The following is a 22,681-nucleotide window of genomic DNA, read 5'->3' as shown; positions in this document are numbered from 1 at the left end:
AACAAAAGCGGGTAATGTTAAAATAGATGATGAGAGGAGTGGATCAGATTGTTTTTTCCCATTTGGTATGGTGTGAACCCCATCTTTGTGCTAGTTTCCATTATCGGTCTCGTGATCACGCTATGGGCCCAGTGGAAAGTGCGGGGAAATTACCAAATCTGGTCGCGGGTTCGTGCGAGATCGGGATTGACCGGGGCAGAAGTTGCACGCAGGATTCTCGATCGAAACGGTTTGTATCACGTGCCGGTGCAAATGGTTCCGGGGAGTCTGACTGACCACTATGATCCGACTGCGCGGGCGGTTCGCCTGTCGGAACACGTATACACATCTGATTCAATCGCGGCCATTTCCGTGGCGGCCCATGAATGCGGACATGCCATTCAGCATAAAGAAGCTTATGGAGCGTTGGTGTTTCGCCACCGCATGGTTCCCGTTCTGAACATTGCCTCCGGTCTGGCGCCTTTCTTGTTGATGGCGGGGATCTTTTTTAAGTTTACCGGCCTGTTGATGCTCGGTTTGATCTTTTTCTCGGTTGTGGTGCTGTTCCATCTCGTCACGCTGCCGGTGGAATACAATGCGAGCAGCCGGGCCAAGAAAATCATGGCGATTGAAGGGTTTGTGCACGGTCCTGAAGAGGAAAGAGGCGTTCGCCGCGTCTTGGGTGCTGCCGCGCTCACCTACGTTGCCGGTGCGTTGGTCGCCTTGCTTGAATTGTTGCAATATGTCTTTATTCTCTTTTTCCAGAATGACCGGGATTAACAAGCCAAAGCCCCTTTTACAGGGGTTTTTTCTTTGCCGGCATTTCGGTGGCCGGACCGTCGGGAACCACTTTCCCCCCGATTTTTCGGACTTCTCACCCGGATTGCGCCGAAAAGGCTTGAGTTTTTTGTTGTAAAAAAACGGAAGCGGCTCAGGGGTAATAGAAACGGTTGGCATTCACATACTAAAGGCAAATAAAAAGTTGAAGGAGGGAACTGTGAATGCTGACTCGTCGGCTGTTCATCAGCGGCTTGGTCGTGCTTTCGATGATCACCATGTCCGTGGGCTGTGCCACAAGCAAGCAAGGATTGCCCAATCCGAACGAACCGGGGTATCGTACGCAAAAAGTGGCCAATGAGTCGCTGCGCAACCGCAATGTGCGCAATGATGTACGCAATGGGAATACCTACTTGAATCGTACCGATACCAATGATAATAATTTGTCGCGCAACGTGCGGGTGGCGGATGACGTTGCCAGGGGGGTAGCGGGTTTGAAACAGGTGAATACTGCTGCCGCCATTGTGATGGGTCGTAACGCTTATGTTGCGGTCACTTTGAAACATAACACCGGCGACGGGAAATTGACGGAGAGGATAAAAAAACAGATTGCCAGGAGGGCCAAAGCAGTTGATCCAAGCTTGCGCAACGTCTATGTCTCCTCCAATCCGAACTTTGTCAAACAAATGAATAATTATGCCAATGATTTGCGAAACGGGAGACCGATCAGCGGGTTTATCAAAAACTTGGGCGATATGATCAGAAGAACGTTCCCGGAAGCAAAATAAGCAGAAAACCCATTTTCCTTAGAAACCCATTTTCTACGGGGAATGGGTTTTCTTATTTGTAATTAATTAAGTTTCTCTATAGGGATTTATTCGTCTTTGTTTTTTTATATAATGGTTGTGAAAGAAATGTTGGCCGAGGAGTGTGATCCATGAGCAGACTAACCCCAATGGATATTTTTAATAAGGATTTTAAGCATGCCATCCGTGGTTATGATATTGAAGAGGTTAACGAATTTTTGGATTTAGTTATAAAAAATTATGAAGAAGTGCTGCAAGAAAATGAATATTTAAAGGATCAGATCAAAAAATTAAAGAAAAATCAAGGGGGTTCGGGTGCGGCAGCCAATCAGAATGATGACCTGATGGATCAGATTCTCATGCGCCTGGAGAGATTGGAACAAATCGTGCTCAGATAAGGAGGAGACGATTGTCAGCGATTCAGCGTTTTTTCAGCGGAGTGACAGAAACTGGGGATCAGCAGGAGCCCAATTTGAGGACAAGATATTACCGAAATCAAAAATGGGAGGCAATCGAAGCGTTAAAAGGGTTGCCCGGGCAGTTTCCTTCCTTTCGGTTGATTCATGTGGATGAATCTCGCGGGGAGGTTATGTTGGAATGTCGCAATGGTATAGGGTTGAAACATGATTTGGTCGTCACCGTGATCGATATCACCCCGCTCCGGACGGCGGTTGATATTCATGCCGCACTGAGGGCAAAGTTTGTTGACTTCGGGTGGAACGGAAAAATTATCCGAAGCATCTATCAATATTTGGACCGACGATTGAGCAAAGATTTGAGTAACGGGTGAATTTCTGGACGAAAGCCGGCTGTTTAAGGAAGATTTATTTGACAGATTTTTCTGATTATATCATCGGCAGGATTGATTTATTCAACGGTACGTATGAGACAAGAGAATTCGCAGTCAGGGCAAATGTACATCTGAAGCGGTGGATACCCATCGCTTTTTTTGTGCAAAAAAAGAGACAGGATACCCGGAGAGATTTTGTTCTTTGGAGACCCCTCATCCGTCCTTCTGGTGTTGCCGCCTTGCAAATCAAGCCTGTCATCGTGAGAGTCATATTTTTTATTTAATATTAGTATAATTTCATTTATCAGAAGGTTTTTAATACGGATATGACGAAGTAATTTTCATTCCGTTTTTTGTTTGTGTATTGAAGGAGGGAGAGATTTGAAAAAGTTCGGCCTTTTTTCTCTGCTTTTATTGCTTGTTTTGGCTGCCGGTTTATCGGGATGCGCCTCAAAAGCCAATGGTCCAGAGCAAAAGATCCTGAATTTGAATGCCACCGGCGAACCGACCAGTCTCGATCCGGCCAAGGCATTTGATGAGGATACGCTGGAAATCACCAACAACCTGTTTGAAGGTTTGATGCGTCTGGACAAAAACGATCAGCCGCAACCGGCGCTCGCCGATAAGGTCGATGTCAGTTCCGGCGGGCTGACTTACCGGTTTCACCTGAAAAAGACCAAATGGTCCAATGGGGATCCTTTGACCGCGCATGATTTTGAATACGAATGGAAGCGGGTGCTCGATCCGAAAACGGCCGCGGAACCAGCGTTCTTGCTCTATTTTATTGAAGGAGCGGAAGCATATAACACGGGGAAAGGGAGCGTGGATCAGGTCGGGGTCAAAGCTTTGGATGATGACACGCTGGAAGTCCGGCTGGCAAAGCCCACCCCTTCCTTTTTACAGTTGACGGCTTATCCCGTCTACTTCCCTGTTGACCGAAAAGTAGTCGAGAAAAATCCGAATGCATTTGCCGATGCAAAAACGTATGTGAGCAACGGGGCGTTTAACCTGACGGAGTGGAAGCACAATGATCATCTTACCCTTGAGAAAAATGACCAATATTACAAAAAAGAGAAAGTGAAACTCGATGGACTGCATTATTCGATTGTCAGTGATAACAAAACGATTTACCAACTGTATCAAACAAAAAAGTTGGATGTCGCAGCCGGAGCGCAAATGCCGGCGGATCTGCTTCCCTCCATGCTGAAAAACGGGACAATCAAGACGATGGACGGCAACGGGCTTGCCTTTTTCCGCTTTAATACGAAGAAACCGCCGTTTACCAATGCTAAGGTGCGCAAGGCATTTGCACTGGCCATTGATCGCCGGACCATCGCAGAGAAGATCGTCGGCGGAGGAGTAAAACCGGCGTATGGCTATGTGGCCCCTTCCGCCCCGAATCAATTTCGCAAACAAGGCGGCGACTTGATTAAGGACGGACAGTATGATGAAGCCAAAAAATTGCTTCAGGAAGGCATGAAAGAAGAAGGCTGGAGCCAACTGCCGACAGTCACGCTGCTGTACAGCAATTCCAATGAGAAATATAAAAAGATCGCCGAAGCAGTACAAGAGATGATCCATCAGCACCTGAATGTGGAGATACAATTGCAGGCCGAGGAGAAGAAGGTGTTTTTCGCCGATCAACGCAGTTCGAACTTCGTCATGCAGCTGGCAAGTTTCCTAGCTGACTACAACGACACCTATAATTATCTGGAGAGCTGGCAAACCGATCATTCAATGAATCATACGCATTGGAGCAACAAAGAATATGACGCTTTGCTGGAACAATCTTCGGAAACGAGCGATATCAACAAACGTGACCAGTTGCTTCATCATGCTGAACAGATCTTGTTTGATGAAGCGCCGATCACTCCGCTGTATTTCTACAATATCGCTTATGCGCAGCAGCCGGACGTGACGGGAATTATCCGCCATCCGGTCGGGCCGAATGATTATTCGGAAGCAGATAAAAAATAAGGAATTTGCTTGGGGAAAAACGGAAAATGGGAACATCTTGTTGCAAAACCTCTTTGTTGGCTTGGGAGCGGAGTCGGTTTCTGCTCCATTTTTATTTCCTCCATTTAACAAACGTTTTTTTACAGGAAGAAACACATACTAAGCCTAAACCCGGAAACCAAATGGAGGGATCGGCATGGCTAAGGACAAGAAGCTGAATAAGGAAGAAGAAAACCAGAACGAACCGAATGTCGCAAATAGACCGGATGATGAGGAAACAGCGGCGGAACTTTCACCCAATCCCACCTTTGCCAGTGAAGACAACGACCGTGACGACCAGAGAGGCGCGCGTACCGAAAATGGTGGTATGGGACTTGGCATCGCCGCTTTGGTTCTGTCCGTCCTCGCCTTTTTCTTCTGGCCTTTCGTTTTGTCGATTGCCGGCATCGTCGTCGGTGCGTTCGCCGTCAGAAGGAAAAGCACGTTGGGCTGGTGGGCCATTGCTGTGGGAATCGTTGCTTTGATTTTAGCGTTTGTACTCTTTCCGTTTCGTTTGATATTTTAACCTTCCGGGTGGAAACAAGTCCTCAAAAAAGGGGGCTTGTTTTTGTGTATTGGTTTATGGTATAATGACCATGTCGATACGCGGATGTAGTTTAATGGCAGAACACTAGCTTCCCAAGCTAGTAGTGCGGGTTCGATTCCCGTCGTCCGCTCCAACATGAAAAGGTACCACCGTCAGGTGGTACCTTTTCTTTTTTCATTAAATTGGGATAAAATAAGAGAGTGCTTTTTAAAAAAATATCGGGGAGGATGCTTGTGCAGGAAAAAGAATATGTCCGTTCTCTCTTTGTCCAGGAAGACGAGGTCTTGAAAGGGATTGCCGCCGGATTGGCCGAACGCGACATGCCGCAGATTTCCGTACCGCCGGAAGTGGGAAAAACGCTTTACCTGCTCACCAAGATTTCCGGAGCCAAAAAGGTGTTGGAAATCGGGACACTGGGTGGATACAGTACGATCTGGTTGGCCCGAGCCTTGCCGGAAGACGGGAAAGTGGTATCGCTTGAACTGAAACAGAAGCATGCCGACTTTGCCATGGAAAACTTGACAAAAGCAGGGCTGGATACACGCGTTTCCTTTATGGTGGGGGATGCGGCAGATAGTTTGTCCCAATTGACCCAAAGAAATGAGCGGTTTCAATTTATTTTTATTGATGCAGATAAAATGAATTATTTGCATTACTTGGAAAAAGCGATTGAACTGGCTGAACCGGGAGCGATCATTGCCGCGGACAATCTCTTTATGGGCGGGAAAATCCTGGATGAGTCTTATCAAGGTCCGTCCCCTGTGGCCGTACGGGAATTTAACCGCCGCATTGCCACCGATCCCCGGTTGGAATCCATTCTGCTTACCATCGGTGACGGTCTGGGAATTTGCCGCGTCAAATAAATATAAAAACTGCCGGAGGGAAATGTTTCACTTCGGCAGTTATTCACATGGGTTTTTCTCATTCCGGATTTGATTTTGAGCCAAAGCGGAATTTATTTCCCCATTTTTCAATCCATTTCTCCGATTTTACTGCTATTTCGGGGTACCGCCGGCGCAGGCGATCAAGCAGGCGTTTCGCCCAGGGCGTGGTTTGCGACAACAGGATCAACCCGATCAGCGTAAAGAGAAACCCTTGCAGAATCGGGACAAAAAAGCCAATAATCCCGAGGACGAGAAATGTCCAGCCAAGTACGACTTTGATCACGTGTTTTACTCTGTCATTCATGGGGAACAATAAACCACCTTTTGCTTTGGGGTGTCATCGTAATTAGTATACCCGACCAACCTGGGATAAAAAATGGTCAGCTTTTTGGACAATTAAAAAACGACATCAAAGGAGTAGATCAGATGAGCCGTCTGGAAGAGATTCTGGCCTATAATCGGGAATTTGTGAATAATAAGGAATATGAACCATATCTGGCGGAAAAATATCCGAAAAAAGAGCTGCTGGTCGTAACCTGTATGGATACCCGGTTGGTTGAGCTTTTGCCAAAGGCGCTCAATCTTAAAAACGGAGATGCCAAAGTGGTAAAAACGGCCGGTGCCATGGTGACAGAGCCATATGGCAGCGTGATGAGAAGCATTTTGGTGGGAGTGTCGCTGCTGAAAGCGAAAGAAATCTTTGTGATTGGGCACAAAGGATGCGGCATGGAAGGGCTGAGAGCTGGATCGGTTCTGGAACACTTAGAGGAGCACGGGGTCACGCAGAACGAAATTGAAGCCGTTCGTGAGCAAGGGGTGGATCTGCATAAATGGTTAGCCGGATGCGCAAACGTGGAAGAAGGGGTCATGAACAGCATCCGTCTGATCCAAAATCATCCCCTGCTTCCCCAGGAAATTCAGGTTCACGGTTTGATCATTGATCCCGAAACCGGGGAGCTGGAGCTGATTCATGACGGGCGGAAATAAGTTTGGTCTCCGGCTTTCAAGTGGAATCTTATTCTGATAAAATTGATGAAGAAAAGGGGGAATAAAAATGGCGCTCGCAACATTTGGTGCAGGCTGTTTTTGGGGAGTAGAAGAAACGTTTCGCCAGGTTCCGGGTGTAATCAACACCACAGTGGGCTATATGGGCGGGACGTTGGAGAACCCAACCTATGAAGATGTATGCACTGACCGCACCGGACATGCGGAAGTGGTGCAAATCGAATATAATCCGGAGCAGGTCTCCTATCTGGATCTGCTCGATATCTTTTGGAACAACCATAATCCGACGACGTTAAACCGTCAGGGTCCCGATGTGGGAACGCAGTACCGTTCCGTGATCTTCTACCATAATGAAGAGCAAAAGAAATTAGCCGAAGCATCCAAAGAAAAGATGGACAAAAGCGGCCGCTGGAAAAATCCGATCGTCACGGAGATCACACCGGCTTCAACATTCTGGCGGGCAGAAGAATATCATCAACGCTACCTGCAAAAGCGCGGCCTTGACTCGTGCCATATCTGATCCTGAAATCGACCGATGCTGCTTCTTGAAGAGGCGGCATCTTTTTTTACAAAAATATTATTGCGAAAATAAATAATATAATTTCTTGTAAGATAAATGATGAGGCGATAAAATAGAGATGGAATCGACGTATTTTTGTTTATGCAACCGTTTGCACAAAGGAGGCTTCGGAGATGAAAAAATGGATCGGTCTTGTCGCGGTTTTCGCGATAGTGACCGCACTGTTGAGCGGATGCGGGCCGAAGCGCGATCCCCATGTTCAGGCCGGTGGAATCGAGCGGAAGCCGGACAAGCTGGTAGTCTGGGAAAACGCGGATGACGGGGTGCAAATCAACAACACCAAAAAATTGGCCGCCCAGTTTACCAAACGAACGGGGATCAAAGTCGATGTCGTTGCCGTTCCTCTCTTGAAACAGGAAGATAAACTGACGCTGGATGGCCCGGCCGGAAAAGGGCCTGACCTGGTTACCTGGCCGCATGACCGGCTGGGGGAAGCGATTGTCAAAGGTCTTTTGCAACCGATTCAGGTAGATGATTCCGTCAAAGAGCAATTTGATGATAACGCCATGCGGGCCATGACTTATAACGGTCAGGTTTATGGTCTGCCGAAAGTGACGGAGAGTATCGCTTTAATATATAACAAAAAATTAATGAACAACGTACCGGCAACGTATGAAGATCTGATGAAGTACGCAAAAGAGAACAATAAACCGGCGGAAAATAAATATGGAATCATGTTTGAGGAGAATAATCTTTATTATACGTATTTCCTGTTTGCGGCCAAAGGCGGTTCCGTTTTTGGGGAGACCGGTGGCAAAACCGATCCGGATAAAATTGAATTAAACAGCCCGGGCTCGATTGCCGGGATGAAAGAAGTGGAAAAATGGTTCAGTCAGGGGTTGTTGCCGAAAGGGCTGAAAGGGGATACCGTGAGCGGGCTCTTTAAAGAAGGGAATGTGGCGGCCGTCCTGAACGGTCCCTAGGCAGTCAAGGACTATCAGGCTGCCGGCATTGATCTGGGTGTCGCACCGCTTCCCAAGGTTGACGGAAAACCGGCACGGACGTTTGTCGGTGTGAAAGGATGGTATTTATCCGCTTACAGCAAGCATCCCCGATACGCGACTGATCTGATGAAATTTTTGACAAGCAGAGAAGCATTGAAATCACGATTTCTGGAAACGGGTGAAATTCCTCCGCGCAAGGATCTTCTGAATGATCCGATGATTAAAAACAATCCGTTGATTAATGGCTTTGCCGAGCAGGCGAAAACAGGGGTGCCCATGCCGAGCATTCCGGAGATGGGGGTTGTCTGGGAACCGGTTAACAATGCCCACACCTTTGTCGCGGAAGGGAAACAGACTCCCAAACAAGCACTGGATGACGCAGTCAGATTGATCAAAGAAAACATCAAAACGATGAAACAATAAGCAAAATCAGAAGGGAAGACAGGGGCCTCCGACTGCCGGGGCCCCGACGACCCGTCCTGCAACATGCTTTTTCAGACGGAATACAGGGTAAAGGATGCGAGGTTGGATGAATTCAGCAAAATGTCCGTTAATAAGAAGAAGCAGGGTTGCCGCCGTGCTGTCCGCTTTGTCGATGGGCCTCAGGCAAATGTACAATCGACAGTGGGTGAAAGGCGGATTGTTATTGGGGTTGCAGATCGCCTATATCGTTGTTTTCTATCCTTTTTTTAACATCGGACTCTGGGGCATTGCCACCTTGGGCACAATTCCGCAAGTGGATAATTCGCTCGATTTGATGGCGGAGGGGATTATTTCCATTTTGCTTATCCTGTTTGGCCTGGGCTGTTACGGTTTCAATATTCGCGATGCCTACAAAGTGGGAAAATTGCGGGAACGGGGAGTCAAACCTCCCGGAGTGATGCAGACCTTCCGGCATGTTACCGATCAGGGTTTTCCGTATCTTGTGATCGGACCGGCCATGATATTGCTTGTGTTTGTGGTGCTCTTTCCCATTTTGTTCATGATAGTGCTCGCTTTCACGAACTATGACCTTTATCATCAACCTCCGGCCAAATTGGTCGACTATGTCGGGCTGGATAACTTCGTGCACCTGTTTCAACTCAGCTTTTGGAAAACATCTTTTTTCAGCGGTCTCTGCTGGACGGTGGTTTGGACGTTGGTTTCGACAACGGTTCAGGTGATTTTGGGCCTGTTTTTAGCCGTGATCCTCAATCAGAAAAAACTGAAGTTTAAAAAGTTTTTCCGCACCATTTTGATCTTGCCGTGGGCAGTTCCCTCGTTTGTCTCGATCATTGTTTTTTCCGGCCTGTTTGATAACAACTTCGGAACGGTTAACCTTTTTTTGCAGGGAATCGGGCTGGGGGCACTGCCGTGGATGACGGATCCCTTTTGGGCCAAAATCGCCATTTTGCTGATCCAATTTTGGCTTGGCTTTCCCTTCAGCATGGCTTTATATACCGGTGTGTTACAAGCGATCTCTGCGGATCTGTATGAGGCGGCTGAGGTGGACGGGGCGACGATCTGGCAGAAATTTCGCCATATCACTTTGCCGATGGCGCTTTATGCAACGGCTCCGTTGCTGATCGTTCAATATGTGGGCAATTTTAATAATTTCAATGTCATTTATCTCTTTAATAAAGGGCTTCCGGCCATCCCGGGACAAACGGCCGGGGGGACGGACATTCTTATTTCCTGGGTTTACAAATTAACCTTTGAAACCTCCAAATACAACTATGCCGCGGCGATTTCCGTCATCATCGGCTTGATCGTAACCGTGCTGGCCGTTTTGCAATTCAGGGGAACCCGTTCGTTCAAAGAGGAAGGGATGATCCGATGAACAGCAGCAAACGGCAAACGTATCTCCGGCTTCTCCTGAGTTACCTGATTCTGATCATCATGGCTGTGATTTGTATTTACCCGTTGCTGTGGGTGATCGGGGCTTCATTCAGCCCGGGGGACGGCATCTTTTCCACTTCGCTGGTTCCGAAACATGCGACCTTGGCTCATTATCGCTGGCTTTTCTTCAATCCTAACAGCCAGTATCCGACCTGGTATTGGAACACCCTGAAAATCGCCCTGATCAATGCGTTTGTGTCCGTGATCATCACCACTGGTACGGCCTATGTGTTTTCCCGTTACCGTTTTTTCGGACGCAAATACGGATTAGTTTTATTTCTGACTTTGCAGATGTTCCCGTCGATGATGACAATGGTTGCCATTTATCTGTTGCTGAATTGGATCGGTCTGTTGGATACGCACCTGGGGTTGCTGATTTTTTACGCGGGAACGCAAATTCCGTTCAACACCTGGTTGGTGAAAGGGTATTTTGACACGATACCCTACAGCCTTGATGAAGCAGCGCGGATCGACGGGGCCGGCCATGTCACCATCTTCTGGAAAGTGATCATGCCGCTGGCCAAACCGATTCTGGCGGTGATGTTTTTGTTTAATTTTATGACACCGATGACTGATTTTCTGTTGCCGCAAATCATATTGACCAGCCCGGATAATCAGACGCTGGCGGTCGGGCTGTTCAGCTTTATCAACAAAGATGTGGGCAAGCAATATACGTTGTTTGCTGCCGGTTCCGTGTTGATTGCCGTTCCGATCACGGTGATTTTCCTGTCTTTACAGCGCTACTTTATCTCCGGATTGACTGCAGGAGCGAATAAAGGCTGATTCAGGGAGGAGATGAGCTTTCATGCTTATTGAAGCACTTTTTCACGAAACGAGGGTTCCCTATGCCTGTCCGGAAAATTTGCATTCCCTCAGGGTGCGACTGCGTGCCGGGAAAGGAGAAATCGCCCGCTGTCTCGTGCTCCACGCGGATCGCTATGAATTACTGGATTCCTGTTTTCAGCAGACGGAAGCGGAATGGATGGCCTCGGACCAGCGGTTTGATTATTTTGAAGCTTTGCTGGAGTGCACTGCAAAACGCCTGCAATATGTATTTCTCCTGGAAGGAAAAAAAGGAGAGCGGGTTTATTTCGGAGAATCGGGAGTGTCAAAGGAACGGAACCGGGCAGGAGTTTTCCAGTATGCCTATATCCATGAATCAGCCTTGTTTGTGACCCCGGAGTGGGCCAGGGATGCGGTGGTTTATCAGATTTTTCCGGACAGGTTTGCCAATGGTGACAAGGAGAACGACCCGCCCCGGACGGAAGATTGGAGCAAGGATGCACGGCCCGGAAGGGACAGTTTTTACGGCGGTGACTTGGAGGGGGTGATCCATTCCCTCCCCTATTTGCGCAAACTGGGGGTTAATGCGCTCTATTTCACTCCCATTTTTGCCTCCCCATCCAATCACAAGTACGATACAGCGGATTATCTGAGAATTGATCCCCAGTTTGGCAATCTGGACACGTTTAAGCGCCTGATCAGGGAGGCTCACCGGCACGGGATGCGAATCATTCTTGATGCGGTGTTCAACCATTCGGGTGACCGGTTTTTTGCTTTTCGCGATGTACTGGAAAAGGGAGCGGACTCGCAATACAGAGACTGGTTTTTCATCGAGCAGTTTCCGGTTGTGCAAACGCCACAGCCCAACTATGAGACGTTTGCTGTCAATGTTCCTGTCATGCCGAAGCTGCGCACGGAAAACAGGGAGGTAAAAGAATATTTGTTCCAGGTCGTCCGCTACTGGACAGAAATGGGGATCGACGGGTGGCGGCTGGATGTGGCCAATGAGGTGGATCATGCCTTTTGGCGTGATTTCCGATCTTTTGTGAAGATGCTGAATCCGGAAGCCCTCATCATCGGCGAAGTATGGCATAATGCGGTAAAATGGCTGGAAGGGGATCAGTTTGATTCGGTCATGAATTATTTGTTTCGCGACTGCGTTTATCGTTTTTTTGCAGAGCAAACATCAGATGCCAGCGAGTTTGATGCCGAATTGACCACAGCACGCATCTCTTATCCGGATCAGGCGCTGCAAGTGGCATGGAATCTGCTTGATTCCCATGATACCGAGCGCTTTTTGACCTCTTGCGGTGAAAAGGAAGAACGGTTCCGCCTGGCCGTCTTGTTTCAGATGACCTATGTGGGGACGCCGTTGATTTATTACGGGGATGAAATAGGCATGACCGGAGAGACAGATCCTGATTGCCGCCGGCCGATGTTGTGGGATAAAGAGGAGAAAAATCAGGCGCTTTTCTCCTATTATCAACGGCTCATCCGGATTCGCCGGAGTTGTGCTCCGTTGCGGAGGGGGAGTTTCCGGACATGGTTGGCTGATCCAGGTTCCCCTGTCTATGCCTTTGTGCGCTCATGGCAAGGGGAAAATGCAGGAATTGTCCTGAATAACAGCGACAGCTGGCAAAATGTTTCCTTGCCGCTGGATACATGGGCAAAAAGGAATTGGACCGATTTGTTGACGGGGGAAAAAGGCCAGGCATCAGGAAACCGGATGGAGTTGATTCTTTCCCCTTATCAGGGAATGGTGCTGGTTTGAAAAACAGTCTGATCATTTGTTAAAGGGGTATTTTTATGGCAACGATTAAAGATGTGGCGAAACTGGCGGATGTGTCGCCATCGACAGTGTCGAGGGTGATTGCCGGAAGCAACCGGATCAGCCTTGAAACCAAGCTCCGCGTTAAACGGGCGATGGAAGAACTGAACTACGTTCCGAACGCGATCGCCAGAAGTCTGGCGCGGAGCCGCTCGCGAACCATCGGTTTTACCATCGCCCGGGAGGCGGATCAGGCTTTTTCCAATCCTTTTTTTTCAGAAGTGATGCGGGGGATGTCGACTATCGCCCAAGCAAGGGATTACAACATCCTTTTGTCTATCAGCCGGACACCGGAAGAGGAACGGCAAAAATGCATGCAACTCTTTCGCGAGCGCAGGGTCGACGGGTTGATTGTCTCCACTTCACGCAAGCAGGATCCGCTGATCGACCTGCTGATTGCCGAAAACGTTCCCTTCGCCTTGATCGGGAGAAGCTGTGAACACCCGGTTTTATCGGTGAATAATGACAATATACAAGCGGCCAAAAAAGCAACATTGCATTTATTGGAGCAAGGATATGAGAAAGTGGTTTTTATCAGCGGCGATCCCAATCTGATCGTAAGTCAGGACCGGATCAGCGGGTATAAACAAGCATTGAGCGAGAAGGGAATAAGCTTCGCGGCGGAAAGAGCAGTGACGGCGGAGTTTTCCATCGAAAGCGGATTTAATGCCCTGCAGGAACTGAAATCCCGCGGGGTCGACTTTGACGCGGTGCTGGCGGCCGATGACTTGTTCGCCTTGGGAGCCTTGCAATTTGCCGGACATAACCGACTGCGCGTCCCCGAAGAACTCGGGATTGTCGGTTTTAACGATTCGCCGTTGTTGTCCTTTACGAATCCTCCTTTGACCAGTGTCAAAATCTTATCGTACGAACTCGGCATGGAGGCGGTGAAACTGCTTTTGAACGCTTTGAGCGATCCGGAACATTGCAGCTTGCCTGCTGAGCATGTGATTCCGTCACAACTCATCATCCGCCAATCGAGTTTGAAAAAGAACAGGGAAATGGATTGCACCTGAATCTCATGTCAGGTGTTTTGTTTTATGATAGAATGGTGAAGTTATGAAGAGAGGAAAGGAGGGCAAGTCGGTGATCTATTTGGATAATAGCGCCACAACGCAAACAGATCCCGAAGTGGCCAAAGTAATGGCTGATGTGATGGTCGATGTGTTCGGCAACCCTTCATCTTTGCATGGACTGGGGGTAAAAGCCGAGCGGTTGGTCACCGGGGCGCGCAAGGTGATCGCGCAAGCCTTGAACGTTTCCCCTGAGGAAATTTTTTTCACCTCGGGCGGTACGGAAGCCAATAACCTGGCGATTCGCGGGGTAACCGAAGAATATGCCGGCCGCGGAAAACACCTGATTACAACCGAGATTGAACACCCGTCGGTATATGAGGTGTTTCAATACTTGGAACGCAAAGGGTGGAACGTTACCTATCTCCCTGTAGACTCACAGGGACGGGTGAATCCTGATGATGTGGAACGGGCGATCACAGAGGAAACGGTGCTTGTCTCCATCATGCATGTCAATAATGAAATCGGCACCATTCAGCCGATTGAGGAAATCGGGCGGCGGCTGGAGCGCTATCCCAAAGTGCTGTTCCATGTGGATGCCGTACAGTCTTTCGGCAAGATTCCCTTATTGCCCCGCCAGGCGAAAATCGACTTCCTCTCCGCGTCCGGCCACAAACTGCATGGACCGAAAGGAGTCGGTTGTTTATATATACGCAAAAATCTTCACCTCCCGCCTCTTTTGATCGGCGGCGGACAAGAGCAGGGAATCCGTTCCGGAACCGAGAACGTACCGGGAATTGTCGGAATGGCAAAAGCGGTCGTGTTGGCCCGGCAGAAGGGGGATGCTTTTATACGCGATTCTGCCAACTGGAAAGAAGCTTTTCTCAGACAGATCCAGGAGCGGTTGTCTTCCGTGATCATCAACGGCGATGTGAGCAGGGAAGGCGGTGCGCCGTATATTATCAATCTTTCATTTCCCTTCCTGAAATCGGAAGTGATCGTTCATGCGTTGGAGAAAGAGGGAGTCTATGTTTCCAGCAAGTCGGCCTGTTCCTCCAAAAAAGAGTTGCCCAGCCGCGTCCTGAAAGCGATTGGACGGTCGGATGAAGAAGCGCTCGGCTCGATTCGCATCAGTTTGGGACGGATGAACACCGAAGAGGATCTCATGCGGTGTGCCGATGCGCTGGGCAAAGTGATCCCCATGTTACAACAGGTGATGAAGGTGCATAACAGATGAAAAGAAACTGTGTTTTGCTCCGCTACGGAGAATTGGCATTAAAAGGAAAGAATAAGGCGGATTTTGAAGACCGTCTGGCAAACAATATCCGCGAAAAAACGGCGCGTTTTGCCGGTGTGAGCGTGGTGAAAACACCGGGCCGCATTTTTGTGGAACTGGAAGATGAAGCACCGGAAGCGCTCATTGACGAACTGAAGACCGTATTTGGTCTGGTCGGGATTTGCCCGGCGATCCGGGTGGAAAACGATTGGGAAAAGATTAAGGAAGCGGCCCTGGAATTGGTGCGAAAGCAGGAAGGTGTCCGGACATTCAAAGTGAACAGCAAGCGGGCGGACAAAAAGTTTCCGATACGGTCGCAGGAGATGAATCACCGCCTCGGCGGATTCATTTTGGGAAATGTCCCCGAACTCAAAGTGGATGTGCACAATCCCGAATTGACGCTTCATGTGGAAGTGCGCAGCAAATACGCCTATATCTACGGAAATGATATTCCGGGACCGGGCGGATTGCCGGTGGGAGCCAGCGGCCGCGTCCTGCTGCTCTTGTCGGGAGGGATTGACAGTCCTGTGGCCGGCTATCTCGCTTTAAAGCGCGGGGTGGAACTGCATGCGATCCATTTCCACAGCTACCCGTTCACCAGCGAGAGGGCCAAGCAGAAAGTGATCGACCTGGCACAGATCCTGACGCGTTATGGCGGGAAAATCCATCTGCACATCGTTCCGTTTACGGAAATTCAAACGGAAATAAACAAACATTGCTATGACTCTTATTCCATTACGATCATGCGCCGGTTCATGCTGCGCATCTCCGAGGCCGTCGCCAAAAAACATGGTGCGCTTGCCCTGGTGACGGGGGAAAGCCTGGGGCAGGTTGCCAGCCAAACGCTCGAAAGTATGAATACCATCAATGAAGTGACAAATATGCCGATCTTAAGGCCGGTGATCGGGATGGACAAACAGGAAATCATGACGATTGCCAAACGGATCGGAACGTATGAAACTTCGATTTTGCCCTATGAGGACTGCTGTACGGTCTTTTTGCCAAAAGCGCCCAAAACTCGGCCGGATAAACAGGTGGCGGCCCGTGAAGAAGCCAAACTGGATCTGGAACGCCTGGTGCGTGAAGCGGTTGAAGGGACGGAAGTGATCGAATTAAATCCGGGTGAACCGGAAGAAGAGTTTTCCTTCTTCTGAGCTGAAGAAAGCGATTTTTGAGTTTGCCTCCTCAAAAATCGCTTTCAAACTTGATGAAATCAGAATCTTCCTCCCTGGATATATTTTTCGATATTTTGAAATGGAGGGGATCAGCGATGATTAACTTCCAGGATGAAATCTGTGCTTTAACCAAAGAGCTCGTCGAGCATCCCAGCATTGTCGGCACGATCGGGGAGCGGGACATGGCGGCTTTTATTTATGAAAAATTGCGTCAGCTCCCTTATTTCCTTGATCATCCGCATCATTTGCGCATTACGCCGACCCGGCATGATGACCGGGAACGGTACAATGTGCTGGCGCTGGTCAGAGGAAGGGATGAAAATTGTTCCGAAACGGTGATCTTGATGGGGCATTTGGATACCGTGGGTGTCGAGGATTACGGCAAATGGATGGGACTGGCCTTTTCACCGGATGAGCTGCTCAGGGAATGGAGCAAAGGAAAAATTCCCGCTGCCGTTGCCAGGGACTTGGCCGGCGGGAATTACATGGGCGGCAGGGGAGTTTTGGACATGAAAAGCGGGGTTGCCGGCAATATGGCGATTTTGCGCTACTTTGCCGAAAACAGGCACCGTTTTCAAGGGAACCTTCTCTTTCTGGTCACATGTGATGAAGAGAATAATTCGCGGGGAATTTTATCTGCTCTGGCCGACATCCATCAGCTGGCCCGGGAAGAAGAACTCCGGTTCATTGCCGCGGTGAATTCCGATTATACGGCCCCGCGTTTTGACGGGGACCCGAACCGCTATATTTATTTGGGTACGGTTGGCAAACTGCTCCCCGCCTTTTATATTGTCGGCAAAGAGACGCATGTCGGTCAGGCGTTTGAAGGATTCGACCCAAACCTGATTGCGGCTGAACTTACCTCCCGCATTGATTACAATCCTGATCTGTGCGATGAAATGTTCGGCGAGGTGACGATGCCTCCGGTTTCGTTGAAACAGACTGATCTAAAAAAGCAGTATGATGTGCAAACTCCACAAACCGCCTTTGTTTACTACAACTTTTTTGTTCACAGTTGGTCGCCGCGCGATGTTTTGTGCCGGTTGAAGGGGATTGCCCGTGAAGCGTTTGAAGCGGCCATTGCAAAGTATCACCAGCGGGGTCGCCTTTACAGCCGATTAAGCGGAAATTCGTATGTTCCTCCGGAGATTGAACCGCGCGTTTTCACATATGAGGAATTTTACCACCTTTGCCGGGAAAAACACGGGGCGGAGTTTGAACAGCAGATCCTGGCTTTTTCCCACAATATGCTGAACAAGGAATCAGTGGATATACGCCAGTACGCCAAGCAGATGGTAGAGGAATTATGGCGCTGGGGCGGGGATGCGGAACCGGCGGTCATCCTGTTTTTCGCATCTCCGTATATCCCCCGTGTTGTCCTGAACGAAGATGATCCGCGCGACTTCCGCCTGATTGAAGCAGTTCATCGCGCTGTGGAGCAAATCGAACCTTACTGTGCGGAAAAAATACAAGTTCGCAAATTTTTTCCGTATATTTCGGACATGAGCTTTGTGGCGCTGAGTGATGATGAAAAAGAGATTCAGGCCTTTGAAATGAACATGCCCGTCTGGGGAGTGAAGCACCAGATGGATCTGGAAGCGATCCGTCAGCTGGATGTCCCCGTGATCAATATCGGTCCTTATGGCAAAGATGCCCATAAACAATGGGAACGGGTTGAAATCTCTTACTCGATGAAAATTGTTCCGAATTTGACGGTTGCGGTAATCAGGCACTTGTTTTCCTCATAATTTTAGTTAACGAGGGTGTCCAACTGACTGGACATGAAAGTTCTTTCCGGTCTGGCGGAGCGTCACTTTGCGGTATGCGAATCTCAAATTGAGGGTTCGCTTTCTCTGCTTCTTCAGCCAGTTGTGAAAGGTTAAGAGGGCAGGCATGTTGGTCCGCCAAAAAGGCGAAGCCGGTATCAGCATGCCTGTTTAAAGGAGTAAAAAAAACATGGCAAGTTGGCTAACGGATATGGCTTTTTGGATTGGCTTTTTTAACATCATTATCCTGGATCTCCTTTTGAGCGGGGACAATGCGGTGGTAATCGGGATGGCGGCGCGAAACCTGCCTGAGCATCAGAGAAAAAAAGCGGTCATGATCGGTGCTGGAATGGCGGTCATTTTGCGCGCTTCTCTCACTGCGATCGCCGCGTATCTGTTGAAGATTCCGCTCCTCATGACAATTGGGGGGATTTTGTTGTTATGGATTGCCGTCAATTTGCTGGCTGATGAAGAAGAAGGCACGGAGGTGTCCCTTGGCCGTACCCTGAAAAGCGCGATTAAGACGATCATTGTGGCGGATGTGGTGATGAGCCTGGACAATGTGCTGGCGGTAGCCGGAGCGGCGCACGGCAGTGTTGTACTGGTCCTGTTTGGTCTGGCTTTAAGCATTCCCATTATCATGTGGGGGAGCGGGCTGGTGGCTTCCCTGTTAAAACGGCTCCCCTGGCTTATCTATGCAGGAACCGCCATCCTCGGGTATACTGCCGGTGAATTAATGATCGGAGATCCTTTGGTGCGCAGTTATCTGTCCGGGGGACAGGATTATTTGGATACGGCGGTTCCGATTGTTTTGGCCATTCTTGTCATGGTCGGGGGTCATGTGATGAAGAAGGTGAACAGCAAACAAAAAACAGCATGAGCATAAGGAGGAGAAATGTTTCCTTTGCTCATGCTGTTTTTTGGCTGGGGAAGCAGGATTCGAACCTGCGCATCACGGAGTCAAAGTCCGTTGCCTTACCGCTTGGCTATTCCCCATCGACTCTATTCCTTAGCATCGCCGCTGCGGAAAAAATTATTCACGATCACGCGAAAACATTTCCATGCAATCACCTTTAGTCAATTATTTATTAATAGTTACTTGACAAAAGTAAGTGAATGAGGTTAAGATGGCATTACAGAAATTATCAGAAATGGAGGGAGTCTGATGAATACCGGTCTTTTGCTGATTCGGCTTGCAGTCGGTTTGACGTTTATGGGGCATGGATCGCAAAAACTGTTCGGCTGGTTTGGCGGGCCTGGTCTGAAAGGGACAGGACAATGGTTTGAATCGATCGGGATCAAGCCGGGTTTATTTATGGCTTTTTTGGCCGGATTGGGTGAACTGGCGGGCGGTTTTTTGTTTGCCGCCGGTCTTGGGGGACCTGTCGGGGCCGTTTTGATTGTGTTGACAATGCTGGTGGCTGTTTTTAAAGTTCATGGAAAGAATGGTTACTGGGTGACACAAGGGGGATATGAATACAATTTGATCCTGATTGTCGTTGCCGTCGGTGTCGCCTGCACCGGTTCGGGAACATATTCGCTTGATGCCGTTCTATTCAGATGATGACAGAAAGAGGAGTCAAAAATGTTGAAAGTATATCCGGCTGAATCACGATACACCTCCGATCACGGTTGGTTAAAGACAGCGCACAGTTTTTCATTTGCCGACTACTATGATCCAAACAATCTTCAATTCGGTCCCCTGCGGGTGTTGAATGATGATATTGTTGCCCCGCTCACCGGCTTTGTCCCCCATCCCCACCGGGAGATGGAAATTGTCTCGATTGTTCTGCAAGGGCAATTAAGGCATGAGGACAGCTCGAGAGCGACGGAAACCACCACATTCGGCGGTGTTCAGAGAATGACCGCAGGCACGGGGATCGTCCATTCGGAAGTGAATCCTTCCAGTGAAGAAAAAGTAAATTTTTTGCAATTATGGTTTCTGCCTGAGCAAAAAGGGCTGACGCCCTCTTATGAAAAAACGGAATTTCCGGTTGAGAAGATGAAAAATCGTCTTTTGCCGATTGTCGCGAAAAATCCTGCTTCCAAAGAAATTGCCCATATTCATCAGGATTTGACCATTTACTTGGCTGATCTGGAAAAAGGAAAAGAAATCGTCTTTTCGCAAAAGCCGGGACGGAGAATTTTCCTGTTTGCGATTGAGGGACGATTGGTTGTTAATAAAGGTGAAGCGATCTTAAACAGACGCGATTCTGCCCGCATCACGCAAACCCCCGTACTTCAGTTGGATGCTGAATCCGATGCGCGATTCATGCTGATTGATTTGCCTTGAGTCCGATCATCATGAATAACTTCGGGGAGCTCATAATGTTTTGAGTCTGTTGGCAAACTGGTTGCATGTTTTTGAAAAAAGCCGGGAGATCTGATGATCCTCCCCTTTTTTTGTGCGTGCAGAAAATAGGGAAAGTTGTACAAATAATTCCGAATTTGTCGAAATCGGGGAAGGATATCAGAAAGAAAGGTAGAAATTGTAAAATAATTTATTTTTATGGATTTTTCCGGGAGGGAGGAATGAGGCTGGCTTGAATGTTGTCGATTACATTGATGATCTCTTTTTAAAAGCACAGGAACTGCGGGCGAGCGATATTCATCTGGAGCCCATGCAGCACGGACTCAGGGTGCGGCTTCGCGTCGATGGTTTTCTCCAAGAGCATGATTTGCTTCCGGCGGAGCATGCTGCGGCCATCACGGCCAGAGTCAAATTACTGAGCCATTTGGATATCAGCGAGAAAAGAATTCCGCAAGACGGGAAAATCGCCCGGGGTCAGCTCGACCTGCGCGTGTCGACGCTTCCGACACTTTACGGAGAAAAAATTGTCCTGCGTTTGTTCAAAACCCGCGGTCAACCGCGGAAGCTGGAAAATCTGGGCATGGAAGCGGAGGAACGGGCCAAGGTTGAGCGCCTGCTGAAAAAAGCGAGCGGCCTGATTATTGTTACCGGACCGACGGGATCAGGGAAAACGACGACGCTTTATGCGATGCTGGAACAATTAAACCGGGTCGAAACCAATATTGTGACATTGGAAGATCCGATCGAACTGCAGTTGCCGGGGATCAATCAGGTGCAGATCCTGCCCAAGTCCGGTTTGACATTTGCCAGAGGATTGCGGGCGGTGCTGCGGCAGGATCCCAACGTGATCATGATCGGGGAAATCCGGGATCTTGAAACGGCCGCCATTGCCATCAGCGCTGCCCTGACCGGCCATCTCGTCCTCACCTCGCTTCACACCGATGATACAGCCAGTGCCGTGATGCGCCTCATTGACATGGGGATCGAGCCGTTTCGGGTTGCAGCTGCCCTGGCCGGTGTCGTTGCACAGCGTCTGGTGCGTTTGCCGTGTGCACATTGCCGCGGAAGCAAATGCGCCGATTGCGGGAATACGGGATACTATGGGCGCACCGGTGTTTTTGAGGTGATGGAGTCCGGTGAAGATCTGGGACGTCTGATCGTGGGGCGGGCCTCTTTGCGCGAGTTGCGCGCGTTCTTGATCGACAGCGGCATGAAGCGGATCAGCGACGCTGTGATGGACAAGGTAAGGAAAGATGAAACCACGATTGAGGAATGGATGCGGGTGATTGATGGTGCGGATGAAACGCCGGTGGAAAACTGAAAAGTTGATGGTGTTCAGCCAGCAGATGGGGCATTTGCTGGAAAGCGGAATTTCTCTGCTGACCTGTTTGGATTTGCTGGTGACACAACAATTGATTACATCTTCTTTATACGAAAAATTAAAAAAAGAATTGGAAAATGGCGGGAATCTGTCTTCCGCCTTGCAAAAGTGCGCTTTTCCCAATCTGTTCATCTCGTTTATTCGCGCTGCCGAAGAACACGGCGATTACGTTTTCGGGTTTAAGCAGTGCGCATCCTACTATGCCGCAAGGGCCAAATGGAGCCGGGAATTCGGGCAAGCATGTTTTTATCCGCTGCTGGTCTTTTGCATTGCAATCGGTGCGATCTTTTTTCTGGTTTCGATTGTTTTGCCCCGATTTTCCGAACTGTATCAGACGCTTGGGATTCCGTTGCCGGCCATCACCCAATGGATGTTTCTCTTGTCTCATTCCTTTCATTCCGTTTTGCTGTTTGCAGGGGGATCCATATGTCTGTTGTCGGTGGGCGGTGGATTGATCCGGATGAGCTCTGACAGGCTACAAGCTTTTTTTACCAGGATGTTGTTGTGGCTTCCGGGCATTGGGCAGTATTACCGGTACCGTTTCACTCATTATGTTGCGACTCAGTTGGGTTCGCTGCTGGCCGCGGGCGTTCCATTGCTGACGGCGCTTGATGTAATGGCGACGCTGACTCCGTGGGTTCTTTTAACCCGCAGAATACATAAGGTGAAAAAGTGCTTGATGCAGGGTGATTCTTTTGCCGGAGCGGTGAAGAAAAAAGCGGAACCACTGTTTTTGCCTTTATTCGTGCAGATGGTCACGTTGGCCGAGGAATCAGGAAAATTGGATGAAATTCTCCTCCATCTGTCCGAGGGGACGGAGAAGATGATGAAATACAAGATCGAACGGCTGACGAGGAGTTTGGAACCCGCGTTTATATTTGCCATCGGGTTGTTTGTTGCACTGACGGTCATCGGCATGTTCCTGCCGGTATTGCAGCTGGTGCGGGCGCTTTAATGAAAGGA

22 protein-coding genes, 2 tRNA genes and 1 pseudogene are annotated in these 22,681 nt (G+C 49.1%); 23 read left to right on the top strand and 2 right to left on the bottom strand.

The window, feature by feature from the left end:
- Positions 1-48 precede the first annotated feature (48 nt).
- From JG50_RS0113845 to JG50_RS0113805, 8 genes are all read left to right on the top strand, one after another.
- Positions 49-759: a zinc metallopeptidase gene (locus tag JG50_RS0113845; RefSeq protein ID WP_220185029.1), complete on the top strand. Its 711-nt coding sequence runs from the start codon at positions 49-51 to the stop codon at positions 757-759.
- Between the two features lie 221 nt (positions 760-980).
- On the top strand, positions 981-1,544 hold the full coding sequence (locus JG50_RS0113840) for a YhcN/YlaJ family sporulation lipoprotein (RefSeq protein ID WP_033101704.1): 564 nt from the start codon (positions 981-983) through the stop codon (positions 1,542-1,544).
- 149 nt (positions 1,545-1,693) lie between these two features.
- The gene (locus JG50_RS0113835) at positions 1,694-1,960 is read left to right on the top strand and encodes a DivIVA domain-containing protein (RefSeq protein WP_033101703.1); all 267 of its coding nucleotides are present in this window, start codon (positions 1,694-1,696) and stop codon (positions 1,958-1,960) included.
- Between the two features lie 11 nt (positions 1,961-1,971).
- Positions 1,972-2,352 (top strand): hypothetical protein, encoded by a 381-nt coding sequence (locus JG50_RS0113830; RefSeq protein ID WP_052154340.1) that lies wholly within the window; start codon positions 1,972-1,974, stop codon positions 2,350-2,352.
- 381 nt (positions 2,353-2,733) lie between these two features.
- Positions 2,734-4,329 carry a peptide ABC transporter substrate-binding protein gene (locus JG50_RS0113820; RefSeq protein ID WP_052154339.1) on the top strand — a complete coding sequence of 532 codons (1,596 nt, stop codon included), beginning with the start codon at positions 2,734-2,736 and terminating at the stop codon, positions 4,327-4,329.
- 175 nt (positions 4,330-4,504) lie between these two features.
- On the top strand, positions 4,505-4,873 hold the full coding sequence (locus JG50_RS0113815; RefSeq protein ID WP_033101701.1) for a DUF308 domain-containing protein: 369 nt from the start codon (positions 4,505-4,507) through the stop codon (positions 4,871-4,873).
- Between the two features lie 80 nt (positions 4,874-4,953).
- Positions 4,954-5,027, top strand: a tRNA-Gly gene (locus JG50_RS0113810).
- 94 nt (positions 5,028-5,121) lie between these two features.
- Entirely contained in the window at positions 5,122-5,757 is a 636-nt protein-coding gene (locus tag JG50_RS0113805; protein WP_033101700.1) for an O-methyltransferase, read from the top strand.
- A gap of 58 nt (positions 5,758-5,815) precedes the next feature.
- Here JG50_RS0113805 and JG50_RS0113800 read toward each other — a convergent pair whose 3' ends face one another.
- Entirely contained in the window at positions 5,816-6,082 is a 267-nt protein-coding gene (locus JG50_RS0113800; RefSeq protein WP_033101699.1) for a PGPGW domain-containing protein, read from the bottom strand.
- 122 nt (positions 6,083-6,204) lie between these two features.
- On the opposite strand from JG50_RS0113800, the gene JG50_RS0113795 reads away from it, so the two are divergent.
- The 11 genes and pseudogenes from JG50_RS0113795 to JG50_RS0113745 all read left to right on the top strand — a co-directional run bounded on the left by JG50_RS0113795 (position 6,205) and on the right by JG50_RS0113745 (position 18,906).
- A complete protein-coding gene (locus JG50_RS0113795; RefSeq protein WP_033101698.1) occupies positions 6,205-6,765 on the top strand; it encodes a beta-class carbonic anhydrase in 561 nt (186 codons plus the stop codon).
- A gap of 67 nt (positions 6,766-6,832) precedes the next feature.
- The gene (gene msrA / locus JG50_RS0113790; RefSeq protein ID WP_033101697.1) at positions 6,833-7,303 is read left to right on the top strand and encodes a peptide-methionine (S)-S-oxide reductase MsrA; all 471 of its coding nucleotides are present in this window, start codon (positions 6,833-6,835) and stop codon (positions 7,301-7,303) included.
- Positions 7,304-7,476: 173 nt separating this feature from the next.
- Positions 7,477-8,730 (top strand): annotated as a pseudogene (locus tag JG50_RS20725) (maltodextrin ABC transporter substrate-binding protein).
- A 106-nt stretch (positions 8,731-8,836) separates the two neighbouring features.
- Positions 8,837-10,126 (top strand): carbohydrate ABC transporter permease, encoded by a 1,290-nt coding sequence (locus JG50_RS0113780; RefSeq protein ID WP_052154336.1) that lies wholly within the window; start codon positions 8,837-8,839, stop codon positions 10,124-10,126.
- A complete protein-coding gene (locus JG50_RS0113775) occupies positions 10,123-10,968 on the top strand; it encodes a sugar ABC transporter permease (protein ID WP_033101696.1) in 846 nt (281 codons plus the stop codon). Before JG50_RS0113780 ends, JG50_RS0113775 begins: the two co-directional genes overlap by 4 nt.
- Positions 10,969-10,990: 22 nt before the next feature.
- A complete protein-coding gene (locus tag JG50_RS0113770; protein ID WP_033101695.1) occupies positions 10,991-12,739 on the top strand; it encodes an alpha-glycosidase in 1,749 nt (582 codons plus the stop codon).
- A 35-nt stretch (positions 12,740-12,774) separates the two neighbouring features.
- Complete coding sequence (locus tag JG50_RS0113765) at positions 12,775-13,812, top strand: LacI family DNA-binding transcriptional regulator (RefSeq protein WP_033101694.1); 1,038 nt, start codon at positions 12,775-12,777, stop codon at positions 13,810-13,812.
- 70 nt (positions 13,813-13,882) lie between these two features.
- Positions 13,883-15,046, top strand: coding sequence for a cysteine desulfurase family protein (locus JG50_RS0113760; RefSeq protein ID WP_033101693.1), 1,164 nt, complete (start codon positions 13,883-13,885; stop codon positions 15,044-15,046).
- A complete protein-coding gene (gene thiI / locus JG50_RS0113755) occupies positions 15,043-16,239 on the top strand; it encodes a tRNA uracil 4-sulfurtransferase ThiI (protein ID WP_033101692.1) in 1,197 nt (398 codons plus the stop codon). The genes JG50_RS0113760 and thiI overlap by 4 nt, the downstream gene beginning before the upstream one ends.
- 116 nt (positions 16,240-16,355) lie before the next feature.
- Entirely contained in the window at positions 16,356-18,008 is a 1,653-nt protein-coding gene (locus JG50_RS0113750) for a M20/M25/M40 family metallo-hydrolase (protein WP_033101691.1), read from the top strand.
- A gap of 208 nt (positions 18,009-18,216) precedes the next feature.
- Positions 18,217-18,906 carry a TerC family protein gene (locus JG50_RS0113745; RefSeq protein ID WP_232330936.1) on the top strand — a complete coding sequence of 230 codons (690 nt, stop codon included), beginning with the start codon at positions 18,217-18,219 and terminating at the stop codon, positions 18,904-18,906.
- Between the two features lie 41 nt (positions 18,907-18,947).
- Here JG50_RS0113745 and JG50_RS0113740 read toward each other — a convergent pair.
- Positions 18,948-19,022 (bottom strand) — tRNA-Gln (locus JG50_RS0113740).
- A 166-nt stretch (positions 19,023-19,188) separates the two neighbouring features.
- Between JG50_RS0113740 and JG50_RS0113735 the strand changes: the two genes are divergently transcribed.
- From JG50_RS0113735 to JG50_RS0113720, 4 genes are all read left to right on the top strand, one after another.
- Positions 19,189-19,590 (top strand): DoxX family protein, encoded by a 402-nt coding sequence (locus JG50_RS0113735; RefSeq protein WP_033101690.1) that lies wholly within the window; start codon positions 19,189-19,191, stop codon positions 19,588-19,590.
- A 21-nt stretch (positions 19,591-19,611) separates the two neighbouring features.
- A complete protein-coding gene (locus JG50_RS0113730) occupies positions 19,612-20,319 on the top strand; it encodes a pirin family protein (protein ID WP_033101689.1) in 708 nt (235 codons plus the stop codon).
- Positions 20,320-20,569: 250 nt separating this feature from the next.
- Positions 20,570-21,658 (top strand): GspE/PulE family protein, encoded by a 1,089-nt coding sequence (locus tag JG50_RS0113725; RefSeq protein ID WP_052154335.1) that lies wholly within the window; start codon positions 20,570-20,572, stop codon positions 21,656-21,658.
- On the top strand, positions 21,627-22,673 hold the full coding sequence (locus JG50_RS0113720) for a type II secretion system F family protein (RefSeq protein ID WP_033101688.1): 1,047 nt from the start codon (positions 21,627-21,629) through the stop codon (positions 22,671-22,673). Before JG50_RS0113725 ends, JG50_RS0113720 begins: the two co-directional genes overlap by 32 nt.
- The last annotated feature ends 8 nt before the right edge of the window (positions 22,674-22,681 follow it).

Origin of the sequence: Thermoactinomyces daqus, from assembly GCF_000763315.1 — a bacterium.
GTDB classification, from domain to species: domain Bacteria; phylum Bacillota; class Bacilli; order Thermoactinomycetales; family Thermoactinomycetaceae; genus Thermoactinomyces_A; species Thermoactinomyces_A daqus.
Note: the sequence above shows the minus strand (reverse complement) of the source record. Positions and strands in the feature narration are given on the sequence as shown.

Bases quoted from the DNA above. Each gene is read 5' to 3' on its own strand.
- JG50_RS0113840 (WP_033101704.1), top strand. From the start codon at position 981: ATGCTGACTCGTCGGCTGTTCATCAGCGGCTTGGTCGTGCTTTCGATG.
- JG50_RS0113835 (WP_033101703.1), top strand. From the start codon at position 1,694: ATGAGCAGACTAACCCCAATGGATATTTTTAATAAGGATTTTAAGCAT.
- JG50_RS0113815 (WP_033101701.1), top strand. From the start codon at position 4,505: ATGGCTAAGGACAAGAAGCTGAATAAGGAAGAAGAAAACCAGAACGAA.
- JG50_RS0113805 (WP_033101700.1), top strand. From the start codon at position 5,122: ATGCTTGTGCAGGAAAAAGAATATGTCCGTTCTCTCTTTGTCCAGGAA.
- JG50_RS0113800 (WP_033101699.1), bottom strand. From the start codon at position 6,082: ATGAATGACAGAGTAAAACACGTGATCAAAGTCGTACTTGGCTGGACA.
- JG50_RS0113795 (WP_033101698.1), top strand. From the start codon at position 6,205: ATGAGCCGTCTGGAAGAGATTCTGGCCTATAATCGGGAATTTGTGAAT.
- msrA (WP_033101697.1), top strand. From the start codon at position 6,833: ATGGCGCTCGCAACATTTGGTGCAGGCTGTTTTTGGGGAGTAGAAGAA.
- JG50_RS0113780 (WP_052154336.1), top strand. From the start codon at position 8,837: ATGAATTCAGCAAAATGTCCGTTAATAAGAAGAAGCAGGGTTGCCGCC.
- JG50_RS0113775 (WP_033101696.1), top strand. From the start codon at position 10,123: ATGAACAGCAGCAAACGGCAAACGTATCTCCGGCTTCTCCTGAGTTAC.
- JG50_RS0113770 (WP_033101695.1), top strand. From the start codon at position 10,991: ATGCTTATTGAAGCACTTTTTCACGAAACGAGGGTTCCCTATGCCTGT.
- JG50_RS0113765 (WP_033101694.1), top strand. From the start codon at position 12,775: ATGGCAACGATTAAAGATGTGGCGAAACTGGCGGATGTGTCGCCATCG.
- thiI (WP_033101692.1), top strand. From the start codon at position 15,043: ATGAAAAGAAACTGTGTTTTGCTCCGCTACGGAGAATTGGCATTAAAA.
- JG50_RS0113750 (WP_033101691.1), top strand. From the start codon at position 16,356: ATGATTAACTTCCAGGATGAAATCTGTGCTTTAACCAAAGAGCTCGTC.
- JG50_RS0113745 (WP_232330936.1), top strand. From the start codon at position 18,217: ATGGCAAGTTGGCTAACGGATATGGCTTTTTGGATTGGCTTTTTTAAC.
- JG50_RS0113730 (WP_033101689.1), top strand. From the start codon at position 19,612: ATGTTGAAAGTATATCCGGCTGAATCACGATACACCTCCGATCACGGT.
- JG50_RS0113720 (WP_033101688.1), top strand. From the start codon at position 21,627: ATGGTGCGGATGAAACGCCGGTGGAAAACTGAAAAGTTGATGGTGTTC.